Source organism: Pedobacter foliorum (genome assembly GCF_013266735.1).
Taxonomy (GTDB): Bacteria; Bacteroidota; Bacteroidia; order Sphingobacteriales; family Sphingobacteriaceae; genus Pedobacter; species Pedobacter foliorum.
On the sequence record NZ_JABSNU010000007.1, the window covers coordinates 73,365 to 93,777 of the forward strand.

Below are 20,413 nucleotides of genomic sequence, written 5' to 3' on the forward strand. Positions count from 1 at the left end.
AAAAATCACCGGAAACGAAAATAATTATTATCAACAGAAGAAAATCACTGTTATGGGGGCGGTTACTTAATCATTACACCCGGCATATTAACCAGGGGAACTCGGATTAAGTTTTCGTCTACGATGCTTTCCGGAAGAAATATAAACTTCTTATCATAGATAACACCGTTCATGTAATAACTTAACCAGTATTCATTAGTTAAACCAAACACTTCAGTATCGATTGCCTCTACTCCTTTAAAGGATTTTGCTTCAATATCTCCCAGAAAATGTCTTAGCACTGATGTTTTTACCAGTTTTCCATCTTTTTCACCATATCCTTTAGAGCTGATGAGCACATTGTTTAATGGCTCATCTTTAAGATTAATGAGGTAAACAGTCCAGTTTTTCACCTCTGGACTCTCATTTAACAGCACAACGGCCATTGCTACATCTTCAACTATGTTTTCAGGAAGGTCTTTTTTCATAATACCTACTTCTTCGCTACTGCTTTCTTTTTTGCAGGTGCTTTAGTTGCGGCTTTCTTTACAGTAGTTCCAGTTTTCTTAGCTGCAGCTTTCTTGGTTTTAGGCTCAAAAGCATTAGGCACTTGCTCAACTATCAATTTTTTAACCTCATCTAAAGAAATCACTTCTAATTCCTCCTGAGTATATTTATCATTAGTTACCGGATTTTTACGCAATTTAAGCATGTCTTTGCCGAAACGAATAAACGGTCCCCATCTGCCATTTTCAATTGCAATTTTTTCATCCGTCCACTGTTGGATAAACCTATTGGCTTCTTTCTCTAACTTCTTGCCAATCAGTTCTTCAATGTCCGACTGTTTAAGGTTATCAAAATTATAAGCCTTAGGAACATTGATAAACAAATCGTTCCATTTAATAAACGGGCCGAATCTGCCTTTTCCTTTAGTAACAGGCAATTCTTGATAATGAGCAACAGGAGCATCAGCAGTAATTTTCTCGCCAATAATCTCAATCGCACGATCCCTGTCAATAGATAAAGGATCTTCATTTTTAGGAACTGATATGTAAGCATCGCCCCATTTAACATAAGGGCCAAAACGACCTACACCAACAGAAACCTCTTTGCCTTCATAATCTTCAAGTTGGAAAGGCAGTTTGAACTGCTCTAGCGCACTCTCCAAAGTAACGGTTGCCACAGATTGTGACTTAGACAAACTCGCATAACGAGGTTTCTCTTCATCATCATTCTGACCAATCTGAACCAATGGCCCAAATTTACCAACCTTAGCATAAACATTTTTACCACTTACCGGATCAACACCTAATAAACGTTCGCCATTAGCTCTGTCGGCAGTTTCTAAAGTAGTTTCAACCTCAATATGGAAAGGCGTGTAGAAGGAGTGAAGCATCTTTGTCCATTCCTGCAAACCTTGCGCAATCTCATCAAATTCCTTTTCTACGTTAGCAGTAAAGTTAAAATCTACGATTCCTTTAAAGTGTTCAACCAGAAAGTCATTAACAACCTCACCTATATCTGTTGGAAATAATTTGCCCTTTTCAGCGCCTGTTATTTCCGTTTTAATTTGCTTTTTAACTGAACCATTGTTTAAAACAATAGCGCTAAATGAACGCTGACGGCCATCGCGGTCTTCCTTAACCACATAACCGCGATTTTGGATGGTAGAGATAGTTGGCGCATAAGTAGATGGTCTACCAATACCTAATTCTTCTAGTTTTTTAACCAAACTAGCCTCAGTATATCTTGCAGGAGGTCTTGAGAAACGCTCAGTTGCATTCATCTCTTTTAACGTCAATTCCTGACCTCTAACCAACGGCGGCAACATGCTGTTACCTTCTGAGTCTTCAACATCCTCATCGTCACTAGATTCAAGATAAACCTTTAAGAAACCATCAAACTTTAATACCTCACCTTCAGCAATCAAGTTCTCTTTACGAGTGCTGATGCCAATCTGAGCGGTAGTTTTTTCAAACAAAGCCTCACTCATTTGCGAAGCGATGGCACGTTTCCAGATCAACTCATATAAACGTTGCTCAGAACTATCGCCAGGTACTGTATGGTGATTAAAATATGTAGGACGGATGGCCTCGTGAGCCTCTTGTGCACCTGCAGATTTAGTTTTATATACTCTTAAGTGGTGATATTTATCGCCATAAGCAGATTTGATTTCACTTGCAGCAGCCTGTAATGCAGTTTCCGATAAGTTTACCGAATCGGTACGCATATAGGTGATTCTTCCACTTTCATATAGCCTTTGTGCAATTTGCATAGTCCTCGAAACTGAGTAACCCAGTTTGCGGGAAGCCTCTTGCTGTAGGGTAGAAGTGGTAAACGGAGCTGCCGGATTACGTTTTGCAGGTCTGGTTTCTAAACTATCAACCGAGAAACCGGCGCTGATACAGTCGTTTAAGAACTGTTCTGCATCTGCTTCTTTTTCAAAACGCTGAGGTAGCTCTGCTCTTACAATTTCCTTTCCGTTTCCGGTTGAAAACTGAGCAGTTATTTTAAATGCTGCCGAAGCATTGAACTTATTTACTTCTCGTTCTCTGTCTACAATTAAACGAACAGCAACAGATTGTACACGACCGGCAGAAAGTGATGGTTTAATCTTTTTCCATAATACAGGAGAAAGTTCAAATCCCACTAATCTATCTAATACACGACGGGCCTGTTGTGCATGAACAAGGTTATAATCAATAGTACGTGGAGTTTCTATAGCCTTTAATATAGCTGGCTTAGTGATCTCATGAAAAACAATACGTTTTGTTTTAGCTTCTTTAAGTCCTAAAGTTTCAAATAGGTGCCATGAAATAGCCTCTCCCTCGCGGTCCTCATCGGATGCTAGCCATACCATTTCGGCTTCCTTAGCTAGTTTCTTTAATTCAGCAACAACTTGCTTTTTATCTGAAGGAACTTCATAGGTTTGAGCAAAATTATTAGAGATATCAATCCCCATATCCCCCTTAATTAAGTCACGGATGTGACCGTAACTAGATTTAACAAGGAAATCTTTGCCCAAATACCCCTCTATGGTTTTCGCTTTCGCAGGTGACTCAACTATTAGTAAATTCTTCGCCATTCAGAACGTTTTTCTGCAAATAAAGCTATAAATAAGCCTAATTTCAAAATCCGATCCTATTTTTCTAACAAATTTATTTAAAAATGACCTCTTTTACCCGATGAATTGCAAGCCAAAACGCTATTGGATTTGGGTAATAATAATCAGCTAATCTTATGACATTAAATTAATTCTGCCTATGGAAACACTATTGAGAACTCTTTTCCATTGCCAGTAGTAAAAGAAATATGCAGCGTAAAACATTTTACTTAAATAGTATAATTATCTAAGTTTTTTGTGCTTAACTTCGTTAGTATAAAAAAAACTTAAAACCATGAATACATTACTCATCCTGTTAAGCCTTTTCTTTACGCCTCCTGCTAAAAGTGTTTACGATTTCTCTTTTAAAACCATTGATGGTAAAGAAATTAAGCTTTCTAAGTTTAAGGGTAAGAAAATCCTTATTGTAAATACAGCATCAAAATGCGGTTTTACGCCTCAATATGAAGATCTTGAGAAGCTACAGAAACAATACGGTAAAAATGTAGTACTGATAGGTTTTCCAGCTGGAAATTTTGGTGGTCAGGAACTGGCTACAAATAGCGAGATTAAAGAATTCTGTACTGGAAAATATAACGTTACCTTCATGTTGTCAGAAAAAAGCAGCGTTAAAGGTGATGACATTAGCCCATTGTTTAAGTATTTAACCAGTCAGGAAAACCCTGATTTTACTGGTGATATTCAGTGGAACTTCGAAAAGTTTTTAATTAACGAAAAAGGTCAGTTAGTGCACCGTTTCCGTTCAAAAGTGAAACCTTTAGACGAAGCTATTACAAAGAATTTGTAAGTTTCTTTAACGTAAGAATGTAAAAAAAGAGAAATCCTTAATAGGGATTTCTCTTTTTTTTAACACCATATTCTAATGTTTGCCGTACTTTTGTAGGCACAATAAATATGGATTATACCAAGTTATTCCGGAATTATTTAGCACTATCAGTGGTTCTTTTAGTGGCATCCTGTTCCTCAGGATACAAACTAGTTAGGGCCAATCGTGCTGAATACAATGTCAATAAAGAACTTGCAGTTGATAGTTCTATCATTAAAACCTATTTGCCTTATAAGGTTCAGCTTGAAGCTGATATGAACATAGTAATAGGGCATTCAGCATCGCGGATGTCTAAAAAAAGTAGCGATACCTTACCTGAAAGCTTATTGAGTAATTTCTTTTCTGATGCTGTTTTAGAACAGGCGCTCAAGTATGATCAGGATATTGATTTTGCATTGCCGGCTACAAAAGGAGGCTTACGCGTAGATTTTCCAAAAGGGAATATTACCGTCTCTAATGTATTCGAACTAATGCCTTTTGAAAGTCAGCTCGTTGTTTTTACACTGAAAGGCACTGATGTACAACAAATACTAAATTATATTGCATCTACAAACGGACAACCAGTTGCCCGTTTACATATGAAAATAGTAGATAAAAAACCTGTAGATGTACAGGTAAATGGTAAAACATTTGATGTAACTAAAACTTACCGGGTACTTACTTCTGACTATATCGGGAGTGGTGGCGACAATGTTCCTGCTTTCAAAAATGCAATAGAACAAAAGGTTATCGGCCTTAAAGTGCGCGATGCATTAATGAATTACGTTAAAGAAACTGAGGCTGAAGGCAAAACAATTAATCCAAAATTAGATGGAAGAATTACTAAAAACTAACCGACGAGATTTTATTAGAACCGGTGGTATTGCTGTTGCAGCTTTGGCATTAAATCTAAACGCATTTGAAGCAGAAGCTGCCGGAGGGGTAACAAAGTTGACCATCTTACATACCAATGATGTTCATAGCAGGATAGAACCATTTCCTATTGATGGATCTAAATATGAGGGCTTAGGCGGTACAGCGAGGCGATCTGCGCTTATCAAGAAAATAAGAAATGAAGAGAAGAATGTACTGTTGTTTGATGCAGGTGATATTTTTCAAGGTACGCTTTACTTTAACAAGTTTGGAGGCGAGCTAGAAATTAAGCTGATGTCTGCTATGGGATATGATGCAGCAACCATGGGAAACCATGATTTTGACAACGGCATGGAGGGTTTTTATAAGCAATTGCCTCATGCCAATTTCTCTGTTTTGTGTAGTAATTATGATTTCTCAAATACGATATTAAATAAATCGACGCTGCCGTATAAGATATTTAAGAAAGACGGATTAAAGATTGGTGTTTTTGGTATTGGCGTAGAATTGAAAGGTTTGGTAGAAGGGAGAAACTATGGTGATACGGTTTACATTGATCCGGTGGTTAAAGCCAATGAAGTAGCCGATCTTTTAAAGAATGACTTAAAGTGCGATTTAGTAATTTGCTTGTCTCATTTAGGTTATAAGTATACTACAGATAAAGTATCAGACCAGGTTTTAGCAAAAAATAATAAGAGCATTGACCTGATAATTGGAGGGCATACGCATACTTTTATGGCTCAGCCAGAAGATGTGCAGAACCTGAGCGGGGGCATAACTACAATAAATCAGGTGGGTTTTGCCGGTATTAACTTAGGCAGAATTGATTATTACTTTGAAAGATATAAAGGCAAGAAGGTGAAAACGGCTTCGCCCTATTTGATTTCTAATCAATTAGAAGCCTAAGGATAAGGCGTTAAACTTAAACACCTCATCCTAGACTAGTTTTTTTGTTGATTAGCAAAGGAAACCACCACCTAGCAGGTCATTTCCTTCATAGAAAACTGCTGATTGGCCCGGTGCAATTGCTGATACATTATGGTCGAATACTACACGCATTTTGTCATTTTCCTGAACGATAGTACTTAGCATGCCTGCGTCTTTATATCTGATTTTAGTAACCACATTATCTAATGGCTCTAAAATACTTCCGTATTTTACAAGGTTAACATTACGTACTAAGGCTTCGTTTCTTTCTAAATCTTCCGCTCTGCCGAGTACTACTGTGTTGCTTTCGGGCATGATTTGGGTTACAAACATTGGTTCGCCAAAGGCAATTCCAAGTCCTTTACGTTGGCCTATGGTATAAAAAGGATAACCTTTATGCTGACCAACTACCATTCCGTCTTTAGTGATGAAGTTACCACCGGCAACTCTGTCTTCTAAATCTTCAACTTTGTGTTTTAAGAAAGCACGGTAATCATTATCTGGTACAAAACAGATCTCATAGCTTTCGCTTTTCTTAGCCAGTTCTTCTTGTCCCATATCTAAGGCCATTTGTCTGATGTCAGATTTAGCAAATGATCCCAAAGGGAATTGCGTACGCGCAAGGTTTTCCTGAGAAACGCCCCACAATACATATGATTGGTCTTTGTTCTCGTCTTTTCCTTTAGAAATTACATAACGACCGCTATCTTGTTGTCTGATGTTTGCATAATGTCCGGTTGCAATAAATTCGCAATCCAGTTTGTTAGCACGTTTTAGCAGTGCTTCCCATTTGATGTGGGTATTGCACAATACACAAGGATTTGGTGTACGTCCGGCAAGGTATTCATCAACAAAGTTGTCGATTACGAAATCGCCAAATTCATCGCGTATATCCAGGATATAATGAGGGAAGCCATAGTTTACCGCAAGTGTACGAGCATCGTTTATGCTGTCAAGACTGCAACATCCTGTTTCCTTGCTACTGCTACCTGAAGTGGCATAGTCCCACGTTTTCATGGTTAGTCCAATAACTTCATAACCTTGTTCGTGTAGCATTACTGCTGCTACTGAACTATCAACACCGCCACTCATGGCTACCAAAATTCTTCCTTTTTTACTCATGTTATTTAATACTGCCTCGGGTTCAAAGCCCGGTGATTAGAAATAAGGTGCAAAAGTAAGGGATTTTAATGAAAGTTTCTTGCTTGGGAGGTCAGTGTGTTGTCAAAGTAAAATTCAGTGATCTGTTTTCGGGCTGGAACAAATTGCGCTGAAGGGCGCAAATGGTTCCTAGGCCCTCTTCCAGACACTGAATTTTAGCCGAATTGTGAGGTAAAAAAGCAGAATTTTATGTTGTAGCGTGTTCTTTGGGGTTTGGCTGACCTTTTCCTGTTGTAATTAGGTTGCGCAAACTGTCGTTAATATAACCAGTCCAGGCATCGAAGCAAATGTCATAGCACTCATAGGATGGAACAAGGCCATGGTGGGTAAAATGAACTTGAGTTAGGCCATCCTTTTCTGAGATATCAAACTCAATCTTGTTACCAATCCACTCTGTTTCATCATTGGTAAAGCTGAAATAGTTATCAAGCACTAACCAAACGACCTTTTTATCGGGTATAACCTCAATTAATCTCATGGTACACTTATGAAGGTTACTTGCCTGATAGGTGAACTCATCATTAAGCTGCTGTGTACCGCCATCAATATTTTCGGACCACCATCCGCGTACGTTATTAATAGCATTGAATACGGTATTCGGGGTTTCATCCACCGAAAACGTCGTGTTAAAATCTGAAGTTGTCATAGTCTTGGGTTTTTAATAGGGCATTTTGTTGTTTAATATTTAGTTTGGTAATTTTTTGTTTAATAAGGTTTCTAGCTTTGTCAGTTTCGAAGCCCAGAACTGGTCGAAATAGGAGAGCCATGCTTGTAACTCTTCAAAGCCATCTTTCTTTAGGGTGCAATAACGTTCACGGCCGATGTCCTCGATTGAAATAAACCCAGCGTTATGCAGTATTTTAATGTGCTTTGAAACAGCAGGACGACTCATCTCGAAATTGTCTGCCAGATTGTTAATTGTTAAACTCTCTTCAGAAAGGAGCATCAGCATCTTCCTTCTGCTTGGGTCTCCTATGACCTGAAATGTATCAAGAGCTGGTGTTGCCATGTTGTGCAGTGTTTAAAAGATCGGCAATGTTGTTTAATTTTTCTATCCAGCCCTGGTTTAGACCATTGTAGAAGTCTAGGTTTTCTTTTTTTGCGAAACCTTTATGTTCTAAAAATACCTCAGTGCCTTTGTCTGTTGGTTGTAATTGCCATACCACAACAGAATCAAGTGTAATTTTACCTTCGCCAGGCCCACTTCTCCAGGAGTAGGAGAGTTTTTTAAAGGGAATAATTTCTAACACCTTGCAATAGAAGACGCCATCGAAATCAAGGCTCGGTATTGGGCCTGTCCTGAATTCAAACTCAAAACCTACTATGGGCTGAAAGTTATTTTTCATAAGCCATTGCTCCATCAATTCAGATTTAGTTAGGTATTCCCACACAGTCTCAACTGGATGAGAGAAGGAAAATTGGTGTTTAATAAGTTTTGCCATAATTAAGTAGCTTTTAAATGGTTTCGATAAATAAGTAACCTAAAGGTTACGTAAATATATAAGTAACTTTTGGGTTACGCAAGTGATTTTGTAAAAAAGCTTGACGCTCAGTAAAAACGATAGGAAATATGCTTATTGAGTATAAGACAAGCTTTAGAAAAGCGTCCACAATAAAGTATAGTTACTGTTCAATACTTTATTTAAGTCAAACGTTATAGCAAGACAATAAAGCTGTTTTTTGTATGATTTTTTTATACCTTAGACACTCATAAAAAAAAGAAACTAAAGTTAAATATGAAAAAACTCCTACTGTATTGTTTATTATCGGCTCCAGTGCTAGTAAATGCGCAGCAAAGTCTGGTAAAATATGTGAAGCCAATTATTGGAACACAGAAAATGGGACATACTTATCCTGGGGCAACGGTTCCTTTTGGGGCAGTTCAGTTAAGTCCTGATACAGATACTTTGTCCTACGAACTGAATGGTAAGTATAATGGTGATGTTTACAAGTATTGTGCAGGGTATAAGTATGAAGATAAGACGATTGTAGGGTTCAGTCATACGCATTTTAGCGGAACGGGACACTCAGATTTGGGTGATTTCCTGATTATGCCAACGCAAGGCAAACTCCAATTAAACCCTGGTACTGCCGATGACCCTAAATCAGGTTTTAGATCGGCATTTTCTCATAATAATGAGGTTGTAGAAGCTGGATATTATAAGGTTAAATTAGACGACGACAATATTTTAGCTGAGCTTACCGCCACAAATAGGGTAGGTGTGCATCAGTATACGTTTCCAAAGTCAGATGATTCGCATATCATATTAGACCTGATGTCGGGTATTTACAATTACGACGATAAATCTGTTTGGACTTTTGTACGTGTTGTAAATGATACTTTGGTTACCGGTTACAGACAAACTAATGGCTGGGCACGCACACGTACGGTTTATTTTGCCATGTCGTTTTCAAAGCCCTTTGCTTCTTACGGACAAAAGAACTTCGATAAAGCTCAGGCTTATAAAGGTTTCTGGAGAAAGTTTGATCAGACTAAGAACTTTCCGGATATAGCTGGTAAACGTATTAGAATGTATTTCGATTTTAAAACTGAAGATCAGGAAAAGATTAAAGTGAAATTCGCCCTTTCTCCGGTTAGTCAGGCAAATGCGTTAGAGAATATGCAGGCAGAGGCTCAGGGATGGGATTTTGATAAGATAAAGCAACAGGCCCAGGCCGATTGGAATAAAGAGCTGAATAAGATCAAAATTGATGCTTCTGAGGATGATAAGACTAATTTTTACACTGCAATGTATCATGCGTTCATTAATCCTACAAACTATAGCGATGTAAACGGAGAGTATAAAGGTTTAGATCAGAACGTGCATAAGGCTGCTGATTTTAACAACTACACCACGTTTTCGTTATGGGATACCTATCGCGCACTGCATCCTTTCTTAAACATTATGCAGCCTGCAAGAAATAACGATATTGTTAAGTCTATGATGGCTCATTACGATCAGAGTGCGCTTAAAATGCTCCCAATATGGTCTCACTATGCAAACGACAATTGGTGCATGAGTGGTTACCATAGTGTTTCGGTATTAACGGATGCAATTATTAAAGGTGTGTACAATGGTGATGCTAATAAAGCGCTAGACGCTTGTATAGCTACCGCTAATCATCGCGATTACGAAGGGATAGGTGATTACATAGATATGGGATATGTTCCGGCAGAACGCAGCGGAACCTCGGTTTCTAACACATTGGAGTATGCCTATGATGATTGGTGTATTGCTCAATTAGCTAAAAAACTGAATAGAAAGGATGTTTACGATGAGTTTACCAAACGTTCTGGAAACTGGAAAAATGTGTTTGATAAGTCTATTGGCTTTATGAGACCCAAAATGCTTGATGGTACATTCAAAAAGGAATTTGATGCTTTAAGTACTCATGGACAAGGATTTATTGAAGGTAACACCTGGAACTATAGTTTCTTTGTTCCTCAGGATCCTAAGGCTTTAGTTGAGCAAATGGGTGGTAATAAGAAGGTTGGGTTGAGATTGGATTCTTTATTCTCTATGCACCTTCCTGATGAGTTTTTTGCTGAAACAGAGGATATTACCAGAGAAGGCATTATTGGAGGATATGTGCACGGTAATGAGCCGGCTCACCACGTTGCTTATTTATACAATTGGATTGGTCAGCCTTGGAAAACACAGGAAAAGATACGCATGATCTTAAAAATGCAATATAAACCTACTCCTGATGGACTTGGTGGTAATGATGATTGCGGACAAATGAGTGCCTGGTATATGTTTTCTTCTTTAGGGTTTTACCCGGTATCTCCAGGTTCAGAAGATTATTCATTGGGTAGTCCTGCTGTTAAAAACGCAGTGCTGGCTCTTGAAAATGGAAAAACGTTTACTGTTGAAGCAGTGAATCAGAGCGATAAGAACGTTTACGTTCAGAAGGTTATGTTAAATGGAAAGGCTTTAGCCTCTAATACTATAAAGCATTCTGATATTACAGGAGGCGGCAAATTAACGTTTTACATGACTTCTAAGCCGGTTAAGAAATAGTTGGTTTGTAGCTTATTAAAACAATTAAACAATAAAGGTCGATACAGAAGTATCGACCTTTATTGTTTAACCGCTAGCCATTTGTTTAACCGCTCGTCATCCTGAATTTATTTCAGGACCTCGCACTAGCAAGGCTTTTTTTCTCTTGAGAGATGCTGAAATAAATTCAGCATGACGAATTCGCTGTCTGTCATCAGCATCAATTATTTGTGCATAACAGCATCAACTTAGCTCCTAAACAAACGCCGGAACATCCGATCTTGGATCATTCCCTTGAATCTGGTTTCTTCTCATATCCGATATCTCGGTTGGTTTTTTAACTATTTTCTTATTCAAACCGCTTGCTGCGTTATACAACAGAATACTTCCCAGCGCTACTTCTTCAACGGCTATAAACGGATGTTTACGGATATTTCTGATTCCTTTTTGTAGTATATATACACCTGCTAATACAGATATCAATCTTTTTCCCGTGTCCAGTTCTTTCGCTTCATATCCTACCAGCGAAGAATTTATAGCTGATAGTGTTAATCTTTCTTTTATTTTCCCAAACATATTACTTCATTTAATTCTATTTATAGTATCTCATTCCTATGAAATGTACACTCTCTCTCATTGAACGCATATTTCTGTTGAAATAATATTAATCCTTTTGAATAAAACATTATTTCTAATGAAACTTACATTAATCATACCGAATGAACATTAGAGATACTATTTTTGTTTGCTTATTTTCTCTAAAACCATTTTTATTGCCTTATCTACAACTGCTGCAGGGTTTTTACTGAATTCGAAATTTACCCGACTTGCAAGTATCGCATTTACTGACAGGGCTTTATGACCTAGAGCTTTTGCCAAAGCGTAAATTCCAGCTGTCTCCATTTCTAAGTTAGTAATTCTATTGTTACCATGCTGAAAATTATTTAACAAATTGATAAAATCAGGCACAGCATTTTTTGCCCTCACTTGTCGGCCTTGGGGGGCGTAGAAACCTGGGGCGGTTACAGTGATTCCTTTTGCCATCTCACTGCCTATGGTATTTAGTAAGGTATTATCTGCCGCTGTCAGATATGGGTTGATACCTTTAATGTGAGAAAATCTCGATTTAAAAGCATCCAAAATGCTATGCTCATCGCCAGATAGCTCATGAATATAATACTGCATTAAGGCATCTAATCCTAAGCCAAAAGAGGAAGCAAGGATAGTACCCATAGGGATGTCCGGTTGTATTGCACCCGAGGTGCCAATGCGAATTATATCTAATGAGGTTAAGTCTTTTTTAACTTCCCGCTTATCAAAATCGATGTTTGCAAGCGCATCAAGTTCATTAAAAACAATATCGATGTTATCAGTACCAATACCCGTAGAAATTACGGTAATGCGTTTCTTACCCAAGTATCCGGTATGCGTGATAAACTCGCGTTTCCCTTTTTTAAGCTCTATACTATCAAAGTGTTTAGATACTTCAGAAACCCTGTCGGGGTCGCCAACAGTAATTACGGTTTCAGCTAAATCTTCGGGCAGGAGGTTCAGGTGATAAATACTGCCATCCTGATTAATGATCAGGTCTGCTTCTGATATTTTGTTTCCCATAAAAGTGGAGATTGATATAGCAAACCTATGAAACCTGCACGAGCTTATCAATTTTAAGCTGTGAAAAGATACTTAGTTTTTAGGTTGTCAATCTTTTCCAATTTCCCCAGCACAGCATTTAAATTTGCTTTTCTTACTTCAAACTTAATAACGCAAGAATTGTCGAAGTTTTGATCGAGAATGTTCAGTTGCTCTTCTTTCATTAAGCGCATTACATCGTTCATAACCAGGTAATCGAAGGTGATTTCGTAAACATCGTTTACCGTTTTCTCTATTACATTAGCTTCTTTAATTGCTTCTGCAGCAGCTGTTTTGTAAGCGTTAATTAAACCTGGAACACCAAGCAGCGTTCCGCCAAAATACCTTACCACTACAATAAGGATATTTGTAATGTCTGCCGAAAGCAGGGTATTTAGAATAGGGCGACCAGCGGTGCCTGAAGGCTCTCCGTCATCTTGAATCCGGAATATGCTTCTGTCAGGACTTAAGCGTAAAGCCCAGCAGAAATGTCGGGCTTTTGGGTGTTCAGAACGAAGATTCTGAAGTATAGTTTTTACCTCCTCATCTGTACGAATAGGGTAAGCATAAGCAATAAATTTGCTTCCTTTATCCTTAAAAACCCCTTCGGAAGCAGCGGATATGGTTTTATAAGTATCATCAAATAGCATAGATTTTGGATAGTGTTATTAAAATAATGGCGGCAAGCGCTAAAAACAGCCCCCAGTAGTTTAGTTTGTTTAGGCTCTCCTTAAAAATAAAAATACCTATTACGCTACCTAAAATGATTACGCCCATATTCATACTGGCAAATACGGTTGATGGGTTCTCGGCCATCGCACCATGCGCTTTAAGGTAAAACAGGATATTAAAAAAGTTGAAAAAGCCCAATACGCATCCACAAATAAAGTTAACCAGTTCCAGTTTTTGGTTTTTAAACGCTCTAAGGTATAAGATAGAGACAATTGAAATGATAAAAGCCAGGATAAAAACGATGGTTAAAGAGGTTGTGTAGGGGATTGATTTGATTTGTGCTACCTGCTTAAAAAGTATGTCGATTAGCCCAAAACCAACAAATACGATAAGTGGGTAAAACCAGCTGCCTATTGTGCTTCTTTGCTTAGTTTTCTTATATAAAGTAAAAAATATAGCTATAAAACCCAACGCAAGTCCACAGATTTTAGTGATGGTAAAATGCTCTTTAAAGAGAAAATAGGAGGCCAGGATGGGAATAAACAGCGACAACCGTTGTGCAATATCTGTTCTGGCAATACCGATGTTTCTAACGGAACCCGCTAAGAACCAGAAAATAACAGGTAGCAAAACGCCAAGACCTAAATAAATATCATAGTGCGCAGTAGAAGCAAGGTCTTTGAAGCTGGGTTTGAAAAAGAAAATACTTAAACCAATTGCAAAAAGGTAATTCCAGGTAACTGCTTGAGGGATATTGATTTTATATCTCTTTGCTAGCTTTAAAAGTACTCCGACAGTAACACTGCAGAGAATGCTTATGAGCAGGTAAATCATTTGTTTAGGTATTTTGGTAGATTGTTAATTTGTCGTTTTCTAGGTAATGTTGGTCTGTTATTATGCCATTGATTGCGGGCGATGCAATACCATCTTGCCATGATGTGGCTGAGGTAAAAACCCTTGCTTCGTCCCATAAATTGGCCTGAATAAACTGATTCAGAATATTTGCTCCGCCTTCAATAATAACAGATTGTATATCCATGAGGTACAACTGGAAAGCTATTTTCTGAGGAAGATAATACTGCATATCTTCCATTTGGATGAAGTGAATGTTGTTTTGTACTTCCGTTTTTACTTCGTTTATAATGATGGTTTTTGCACTGTCGTTATAAATATGATTATCTGCTGGAACCTGCAAATCGCGGTCAATAAGTATCCTTACCGGGTTTTTACCGGGCCATTCTCTGGCATTTAATTGAGGATTATCGGCAATTGCGGTTTGCTTTCCAATAAGTATGGCATCCTCTTCAGTGCGCCATTTGTGCACTAGTTTTTTTGCCAGCGGACCGCTTATCCATTGTTGTGCAGTATCTTTTGGTGCAAAATAACCGTTTGCTGTGGTTGCCCATTTGAGTATAATAAAAGGACGCTGTTGCTTTATTCTGGTAAAAAAACGGCGGTTCAAGTAACTACATTCATTTTGCAGAACACCGGTTTCTACTTTAATGCCAGCATTTTTAAGCTTTTCAATTCCTTTCCCATTTACATCAGCAAAAGGATCTGTATTGCCAATAACAACCCTTTTTAATCGGTGTTTAACCAGTAAATCAGCACAAGGAGGGGTTTTGCCAAAATGAGCACAGGGCTCTAAACTTACATATGCGGTTGCGTTTGCCAGTAATTCCGCGGCTTTATCGCCATGGTTTTTAAGCACATCATTTATGGCGTTTACTTCGGCATGGGCTTCACCAAATTTTTTATGGTATCCCTCGCCAATTATTTTATCATTATTTACTATTACACAGCCAACTAGAGGGTTTGGGCTAACACTTCCGATCCCCATTTTTGCCAATTCCAGGCAACGCTGCATATATAGTTCATCTGTCATTAAAGCAAAAGTAAGGTATATTGTTCGATTTACTTACTTTTGCATAGCATGAATTTAAAGCAATTATTGCATCATTTTACGAAAGAGTTAATAGAGATTTACGACGAACAGGAAATAATTTCTATTTTCAATATTATTGTGGAGCATATTTCGGGTTTCAACAGGAGTCAGTTGATGTTAAACGGGGGTGCTGAGGTAGAAGAGGTTAAATACAATACCTATCTGCAGGCATTAGATAGATTGAAGACGGGAGAGCCTCCGCAATATGTAATTGGCGATACCATTTTTTATGGATTAACTTTTAAGGTTAACCCCGCTGTATTAATTCCTCGCCCGGAAACCGAAGAGCTTGTTGATTGGATTATTGAAAGATGCAATTCAGCTTCATTAAAACGAGGGAGCCTACTTGATATTGGAACGGGAAGCGGCTGCATTGCTATTTCCTTAAAAAAGAATCTGGGACCTGACTTTAAGGTAAGTGCTATTGACGTGTCGGAGGGTGCTTTGGCCACTGCAACTGAAAATGCACTGTTAAATAATGCTCAAGTTAACTTTATTCATGCCGATATTCTGAGTTATAGTAGCAACGAAAAATACGATCTGATTGTAAGCAATCCTCCTTACATAACAATGGAAGAGCAAAAGGAAATGCACCACAATGTATTGGAAAACGAGCCTCATTTGGCATTGTTTGTTTCTGATGAAAAGCCGCTTATATTTTACGAAGCAATTGCAGAATTTGCCCTTAGCAACCTAAATAGTAATGGTCTTTTATGTTTTGAGATTAATGAGTATTTAGGTGAAGAAACTATGCAGATGTTAATTGATAAGTCATTTATAAATATAGAGTTAAGAAAAGATATGCAAGGTAAGGATAGGATGATTATCTGCTCACATCCTAATTAGTTGTTTATTGCTATACTTTAGCTTCTTGGGTGAAATTCTGTAATTACTCCTTTTAAATAATCTCTGTCCAGGTGGGTGTAAATCTCGGTGGTAGTAATGCTCGAATGGCCTAACATTTCCTGTACAGCTCTTAAATCGGCACCACCTTCTATTAAATGTGTAGCAAACGAATGCCTAAAGGTATGCGGACTAATGCTTTTGCTTATTCCGGCTTTTACCGCCAAGGCTTTTATAGTGGTAAAAACGGAAATTCTTGACAAACCAGTTCCTCCACGATTTAAAAAGATGTAATCCTCGTATCCTTTCTTAATGCTAATATGAACTCTTGATTCTTCAATGTAGATTTTAATGAACTTAAGTGCAGCTGCTCCAATTGGCACAATACGTTCTTTATTGCCTTTTCCTATTACTTTAATATACTCGTTTTCGAAATAGATGTTGGATATTCTCAGGCTGATAAGCTCTGTAACCCTTAAGCCACAGCCATAAAGCGTTTCGAGCATGGCTTTATTTCGCATCCCTTCAGGCTTTGAAGCATCAATAATATCAATTAACTGGTTGATTTCTATGGTATTGAGTGTGTCAGGTAACTTGCGGGATAGTCTTGGCGATTCCAGTAGTTCCGTCGGATCTACAGAGATAATCTGCTCAAGCAACATAAAGCTAAAAAAGGATTTGAGCCCAGATATTACCCTTGCTTGCGTACTTGGAAGCATCCCTAGTTCATTTACCCATGTTATGAATAGCTTTAAGTCATCTTTTGTAACTTCCTTAAAATTAACTGGTTTATCAACTGATTCGAGATACTGCGATAACTTATCGATATCAGTTAAATAGGCATCAATAGAGTTGGCTGATAGCGAGCGCTCCAGCTTCAGATAGTCTTTAAACGATTTTAAATAGGGGTTTTTAATCACACAAAAATTTTCTGATGTAAGTTTTTAGCTTTAAGTTTGAACTGATGAAGATACAAATTATTAATGGCCCAAATTTAAACCTTTTAGGGGTTAGAGAGCCCGGTATTTACGGAAATTTAAGCTTTGATCAATATATTCCGCAATTGCGCGAAATGTACAGCATCATTGAAATTGATTATTATCAGAGTAATGTTGAGGGTGAGCTTGTAAATAAACTGCATGAGGTTGGTTTTGACTATGATGGTATTGTACTAAATGGCGGTGCATATACGCATACTTCTGTAGCTATTGCTGATGCAATTGCAGCTATCAAAACTCCTGTAATTGAGGTTCATATATCTAATATTTACGCAAGGGAAGAGTATAGGCACATTTCGCTTACCGGCAAGAACTGTAAGGGCGTTTTAACTGGTTTTGGTATGGATGGGTATAGATTGGCAATCGAAAGTTTGCTAAAGGGTTAGAAATATGCAGATTAAGACTTGTTTACTAACGGCTGTTTGTTCTGTTGTCGGGTTTGGTGCTATTGCGCAAACAGATGTTACTGAGAAAGAGATTTTAGGCCATATTTCGTTTCTTTCCTCACCAAAAATGGCAGGTCGTTTTCCTGGAACTAAACAGAATAAAAAGGTTGTTAATTACCTGATTAAGGATTTTAAAAAGGCTGGTATTAAGTCAATTAATGACAGTTACCTACAGGAGTTTGTTGCCAAAATAAGGGTAAAAAAAGGGGTTACGGATACGCCTAGAGTTAAAACACAGAATGTAATTGGTGTTATTGAGGGTAGCGATCCTGTTTTAAAGAATGAATTTATTGTTCTTGGTGCTCATTATGACCATTTGGGAATGGGCGGGCCATCCTCTAAAAAGCCTGATACGGTGGGTATTCATCCTGGTGCTGACGATAATGCAAGCGGAACAGCTGCTTTATTGGAAATTGCTGAGAAACTATCGGCCAATAGAAAAGATTTGAAGCGCAGCGTGCTTGTAATTGCTTTTGGTGCTGAAGAACAAGGTTTATTAGGATCGCGCTACTTTGTTGAGCACCCTTTAATTCCGTTATCATCTATTAAACTGATGTTGAATATGGACATGGTTGGTCGTATGAATTCAGAAAAGCAATTGTACATGGGCGGCGCAGCCTCCTTTGATGGCGGTATGGATTTAATGAAAAGCCTTGGACCACAGGTAGGTATTAACCCGATTGTGATTCCTTATGATGTTGGTGGTTCTGATCATGTTTCATTTTATAAAAAGAATATCTCCGTGCTTGGTTTTCATACCGGCGGTCACCCGCAATATCATACACCGGAAGACGACATTGCCCATATCAATATCGCTGGCGAAAAACTGGTTTGCGAATATATTTACAAAGCAATTGTGAGTGTAGCAAACAGGGAAGGTGCAATATCATTTGTTCCTGAAAAGAAAAATTAAGTAACCTTTACATCATCCCGGCGAAGGCCGGGATCTCCCACAAAATATCACTTCATTTTACACCAATCTTTTCGGTACCGCTTCGGAACCGGCTCGGTACCCGGTTTGGAATAATGAGGCTTTTCTCAGGCTCTTCTCAGGCCCCCCTCAGGCCTAAGTGAGGTAAATCGCCTGATATACCCCTGGCTTAAGTCTCCTTTATGCCTGAGTAATTTGCACTAGGCAAGCGCGAGGAACTAGTGCTCTCTATGAACAGAATCTTGATAAAAAAACGGAATTGTATGTAGTATTTTAAACGATCTGATATGTGTTATCTCTAAAAACGTAATACACACTTAATATCTTATTTATATCCCTTGTCGAGTTTTGAGATTAATATCATGGGGTCAAACAAAGAGCTTATTAATTTTGAGTTGCTCTATAAACGCTGGAGTGGCATGCTACATCAGTATGCCTGTTATTTTGTAAAGGATGAAGAAGCTGCAGCCAGTTTGGTGAATGATCTATTTGTACAATTCTGGTTTAATAAAACAAAACCTGATAACCTTAAGGGCTACTTGTTTAGGGCAATAAAGAATTCCGCCATCAATTACCTGAAGCAGCATAAGAACAAATCACTCACTTTACTTGATCAGGAGGACCTGACTGCAATTTCTGATCTTTCCTTTGGCGATGAAATTACGAATGAATCTGAGCAATCGGCTTTTCTGCATTTTCTCATTAGCAAACTTCCTGAACGGAGGCAATTGGTTTTTAAAATGCACAGAATAGAGGGCTTTAGTTACGCAGAGATTGCGGACTTACTCCAAATCTCTGTTAGAACTGTGGAAGACCATCTTTCGAAAAGTATGCAGTTTATCTATGATCAGTCCCAACATTTAATTCATAGAAAGTTAACAGAAGCTTAACTGATCCCAACCCGTATTTTTTGCGCACACAATTGTCTTTACTGTTGAATGAGGATAGTTATGGATAATAAATTATGGGATTGCATCACCAAGCGCTTGTCTGCTGAAGAAACAGCACAGACAGCAGCCATGCTGGATGCCTGGCTTGCCGAAGATGCAGCACACCTGGAAGAATATATAAAGATACAGGAGCTCTGGGCGCTGTCGGAAAAGCTACCGGTACAAGAACCGTTAGATTTTGGGTGGGTTAAGGATCAAATTTCCGAAACCAGTCTGGTGCTACAGCTTGCCCAAACAAATAAAGCTGGTCTATGGTGGAAGTATGGTTTGGCCGCAGCCATGACCGGTATCTTCCTACTGACAGGGCTATTTTATTATCGCTCCGCACAAATTTCAACTCAACCTGAAAAGTGGGTACTGAAAAGTGCTGGAGCCGGTAAGATCATTAAGGTTTTACTACCAGACAGTACCACTGTATGGTTGAACTCGGGAAGTGAGATTAGCTATAAGGATGACTTCAAAAAAGATCAGCTGCGCTTGGTGAAGTTGAGCGGAGAGGCATATTTTGAAGTTACGCATGATGCGTCGCATCCTTTTGTGGTGAGCAGCTCCGGAATGAACACTACGGTTTACGGAACCAGTTTCAATGTACGGGCTTATGGTGGTGAACAATTAATGGTAGTTGCGGTTAATTCGGGTAAAGTGGGGGTAACCACAACTGAAAATAAAAAAGCAGTGTTCCTATTGCCAAGTGAAAAGTTAACCTACGACAGGAAAAAGGCTAAAACTGAAAAGACCATCATGAGTAAAAACGATGTAGATTCCTGGGTGTCAGGTGAACTAATCTTTGAACAAACCCCATTCAATGAAGTTTTTGAAACTTTAGCCCGAAAGTATAACCTGAAGATCAAGACAGGAAAGGTTAACTATACTGATTGCAAGCTGACTGCAAGATTCAGAAACAAATCTATACATGAAGTGCTGAAAACACTAAATCTCTCTATGAACATACAATCAAAATTTGTTGGACAAACCATTTACATAGAAGGAGGAGCACCATGCAGTAGTACCAAATAAAAAAGCCGTTCCTGTTTGCCCAGGGACGGCCTTAATTCTTAGCCAAACTGCGGCGAACCGTTGACTATCATTTTATTATTTAAATCGTTAAAATTTAAACAACTCAAAT

The 20,413-nt window shown here is 38.4% G+C and carries 21 protein-coding genes; 9 read left to right on the forward strand and 12 right to left on the reverse strand.

What is annotated here, in order from left to right; all coding sequences use genetic code 11:
• Window positions 1–62: 62 nt before the first annotated feature.
• Both HQN83_RS15120 and topA read right to left on the reverse strand, forming a co-directional pair.
• A complete protein-coding gene (locus tag HQN83_RS15120) occupies window positions 63–467 on the reverse strand; it encodes a hypothetical protein (RefSeq protein WP_173091162.1) in 405 nt (134 codons plus the stop codon).
• Between the two features lie 5 nt (window positions 468–472).
• Window positions 473–3,064, reverse strand: coding sequence for a type I DNA topoisomerase (gene topA, locus HQN83_RS15125; RefSeq protein ID WP_173091163.1), 2,592 nt, complete (start codon window positions 3,062–3,064; stop codon window positions 473–475).
• 313 nt (window positions 3,065–3,377) lie between these two features.
• On the opposite strand from topA, the gene HQN83_RS15130 reads away from it, so the two are divergent.
• The 3 genes from HQN83_RS15130 to HQN83_RS15140 all read left to right on the forward strand — a co-directional run bounded on the left by HQN83_RS15130 (window position 3,378) and on the right by HQN83_RS15140 (window position 5,687).
• Complete coding sequence (locus HQN83_RS15130; protein ID WP_173091164.1) at window positions 3,378–3,890, forward strand: glutathione peroxidase; 513 nt, start codon at window positions 3,378–3,380, stop codon at window positions 3,888–3,890.
• A 107-nt stretch (window positions 3,891–3,997) separates the two neighbouring features.
• Window positions 3,998–4,762 carry a 5'-nucleotidase C-terminal domain-containing protein gene (locus HQN83_RS15135; protein ID WP_173091165.1) on the forward strand — a complete coding sequence of 255 codons (765 nt, stop codon included), beginning with the start codon at window positions 3,998–4,000 and terminating at the stop codon, window positions 4,760–4,762.
• A complete protein-coding gene (locus HQN83_RS15140) occupies window positions 4,740–5,687 on the forward strand; it encodes a bifunctional metallophosphatase/5'-nucleotidase (protein ID WP_173091166.1) in 948 nt (315 codons plus the stop codon). The genes HQN83_RS15135 and HQN83_RS15140 overlap by 23 nt, the downstream gene beginning before the upstream one ends.
• A gap of 51 nt (window positions 5,688–5,738) precedes the next feature.
• Here the strand turns inward: HQN83_RS15140 and mnmA are convergent, their stop codons facing one another.
• From mnmA to HQN83_RS15160, 4 genes are all read right to left on the reverse strand, one after another.
• Window positions 5,739–6,830, reverse strand: a complete 1,092-nt coding sequence (gene mnmA, locus HQN83_RS15145) for a tRNA 2-thiouridine(34) synthase MnmA (protein ID WP_173091167.1) — start codon at window positions 6,828–6,830, stop codon at window positions 5,739–5,741.
• Between the two features lie 226 nt (window positions 6,831–7,056).
• Entirely contained in the window at window positions 7,057–7,515 is a 459-nt protein-coding gene (locus HQN83_RS15150) for an SRPBCC family protein (RefSeq protein WP_173091168.1), read from the reverse strand.
• Between the two features lie 39 nt (window positions 7,516–7,554).
• Window positions 7,555–7,878: an ArsR/SmtB family transcription factor gene (locus HQN83_RS15155; protein ID WP_173091169.1), complete on the reverse strand. Its 324-nt coding sequence runs from the start codon at window positions 7,876–7,878 to the stop codon at window positions 7,555–7,557.
• Window positions 7,859–8,311, reverse strand: a complete 453-nt coding sequence (locus HQN83_RS15160) for an SRPBCC family protein (protein WP_173091170.1) — start codon at window positions 8,309–8,311, stop codon at window positions 7,859–7,861. Before HQN83_RS15160 ends, HQN83_RS15155 begins: the two co-directional genes overlap by 20 nt.
• Window positions 8,312–8,605: 294 nt before the next feature.
• On the opposite strand from HQN83_RS15160, the gene HQN83_RS15165 reads away from it, so the two are divergent.
• Window positions 8,606–10,891 carry a GH92 family glycosyl hydrolase gene (locus HQN83_RS15165; protein ID WP_173091171.1) on the forward strand — a complete coding sequence of 762 codons (2,286 nt, stop codon included), beginning with the start codon at window positions 8,606–8,608 and terminating at the stop codon, window positions 10,889–10,891.
• Between the two features lie 234 nt (window positions 10,892–11,125).
• Here HQN83_RS15165 and HQN83_RS15170 read toward each other — a convergent pair whose 3' ends face one another.
• From HQN83_RS15170 to ribD, 5 genes are all read right to left on the reverse strand, one after another.
• Entirely contained in the window at window positions 11,126–11,446 is a 321-nt protein-coding gene (locus tag HQN83_RS15170; protein WP_173091172.1) for a hypothetical protein, read from the reverse strand.
• Window positions 11,447–11,605: 159 nt separating this feature from the next.
• A complete protein-coding gene (locus HQN83_RS15175; RefSeq protein WP_173091173.1) occupies window positions 11,606–12,484 on the reverse strand; it encodes a nucleoside phosphorylase in 879 nt (292 codons plus the stop codon).
• A 53-nt stretch (window positions 12,485–12,537) separates the two neighbouring features.
• Window positions 12,538–13,152 carry an IMPACT family protein gene (locus HQN83_RS15180; RefSeq protein WP_173091174.1) on the reverse strand — a complete coding sequence of 205 codons (615 nt, stop codon included), beginning with the start codon at window positions 13,150–13,152 and terminating at the stop codon, window positions 12,538–12,540.
• Complete coding sequence (locus HQN83_RS15185) at window positions 13,142–14,008, reverse strand: EamA family transporter (protein ID WP_173091175.1); 867 nt, start codon at window positions 14,006–14,008, stop codon at window positions 13,142–13,144. The genes HQN83_RS15180 and HQN83_RS15185 overlap by 11 nt, the downstream gene beginning before the upstream one ends.
• Window positions 14,009–14,012: 4 nt before the next feature.
• Window positions 14,013–15,059: a bifunctional diaminohydroxyphosphoribosylaminopyrimidine deaminase/5-amino-6-(5-phosphoribosylamino)uracil reductase RibD gene (ribD, locus tag HQN83_RS15190; protein ID WP_173091176.1), complete on the reverse strand. Its 1,047-nt coding sequence runs from the start codon at window positions 15,057–15,059 to the stop codon at window positions 14,013–14,015.
• A 48-nt stretch (window positions 15,060–15,107) separates the two neighbouring features.
• Between ribD and prmC the strand changes: the two genes are divergently transcribed.
• Window positions 15,108–15,965 (forward strand): peptide chain release factor N(5)-glutamine methyltransferase, encoded by an 858-nt coding sequence (gene prmC, locus HQN83_RS15195; RefSeq protein WP_173091177.1) that lies wholly within the window; start codon window positions 15,108–15,110, stop codon window positions 15,963–15,965.
• Between the two features lie 17 nt (window positions 15,966–15,982).
• Here prmC and xerD read toward each other — a convergent pair whose 3' ends face one another.
• Window positions 15,983–16,882: a site-specific tyrosine recombinase XerD gene (gene xerD, locus HQN83_RS15200; RefSeq protein WP_173091178.1), complete on the reverse strand. Its 900-nt coding sequence runs from the start codon at window positions 16,880–16,882 to the stop codon at window positions 15,983–15,985.
• A 44-nt stretch (window positions 16,883–16,926) separates the two neighbouring features.
• On the opposite strand from xerD, the gene aroQ reads away from it, so the two are divergent.
• The 4 genes from aroQ (at window position 16,927) to HQN83_RS15220 (ending at window position 20,304) form a co-directional block, all read left to right on the forward strand.
• On the forward strand, window positions 16,927–17,346 hold the full coding sequence (gene aroQ, locus HQN83_RS15205) for a type II 3-dehydroquinate dehydratase (RefSeq protein WP_173091179.1): 420 nt from the start codon (window positions 16,927–16,929) through the stop codon (window positions 17,344–17,346).
• A 4-nt stretch (window positions 17,347–17,350) separates the two neighbouring features.
• Window positions 17,351–18,319 (forward strand): M20/M25/M40 family metallo-hydrolase, encoded by a 969-nt coding sequence (locus HQN83_RS15210; protein WP_173091180.1) that lies wholly within the window; start codon window positions 17,351–17,353, stop codon window positions 18,317–18,319.
• Window positions 18,320–18,699: 380 nt separating this feature from the next.
• Window positions 18,700–19,227, forward strand: coding sequence for a sigma-70 family RNA polymerase sigma factor (locus tag HQN83_RS15215; RefSeq protein WP_173091181.1), 528 nt, complete (start codon window positions 18,700–18,702; stop codon window positions 19,225–19,227).
• 60 nt (window positions 19,228–19,287) lie between these two features.
• Complete coding sequence (locus HQN83_RS15220; RefSeq protein ID WP_173091182.1) at window positions 19,288–20,304, forward strand: FecR family protein; 1,017 nt, start codon at window positions 19,288–19,290, stop codon at window positions 20,302–20,304.
• The last annotated feature ends 109 nt before the right edge of the window (window positions 20,305–20,413 follow it).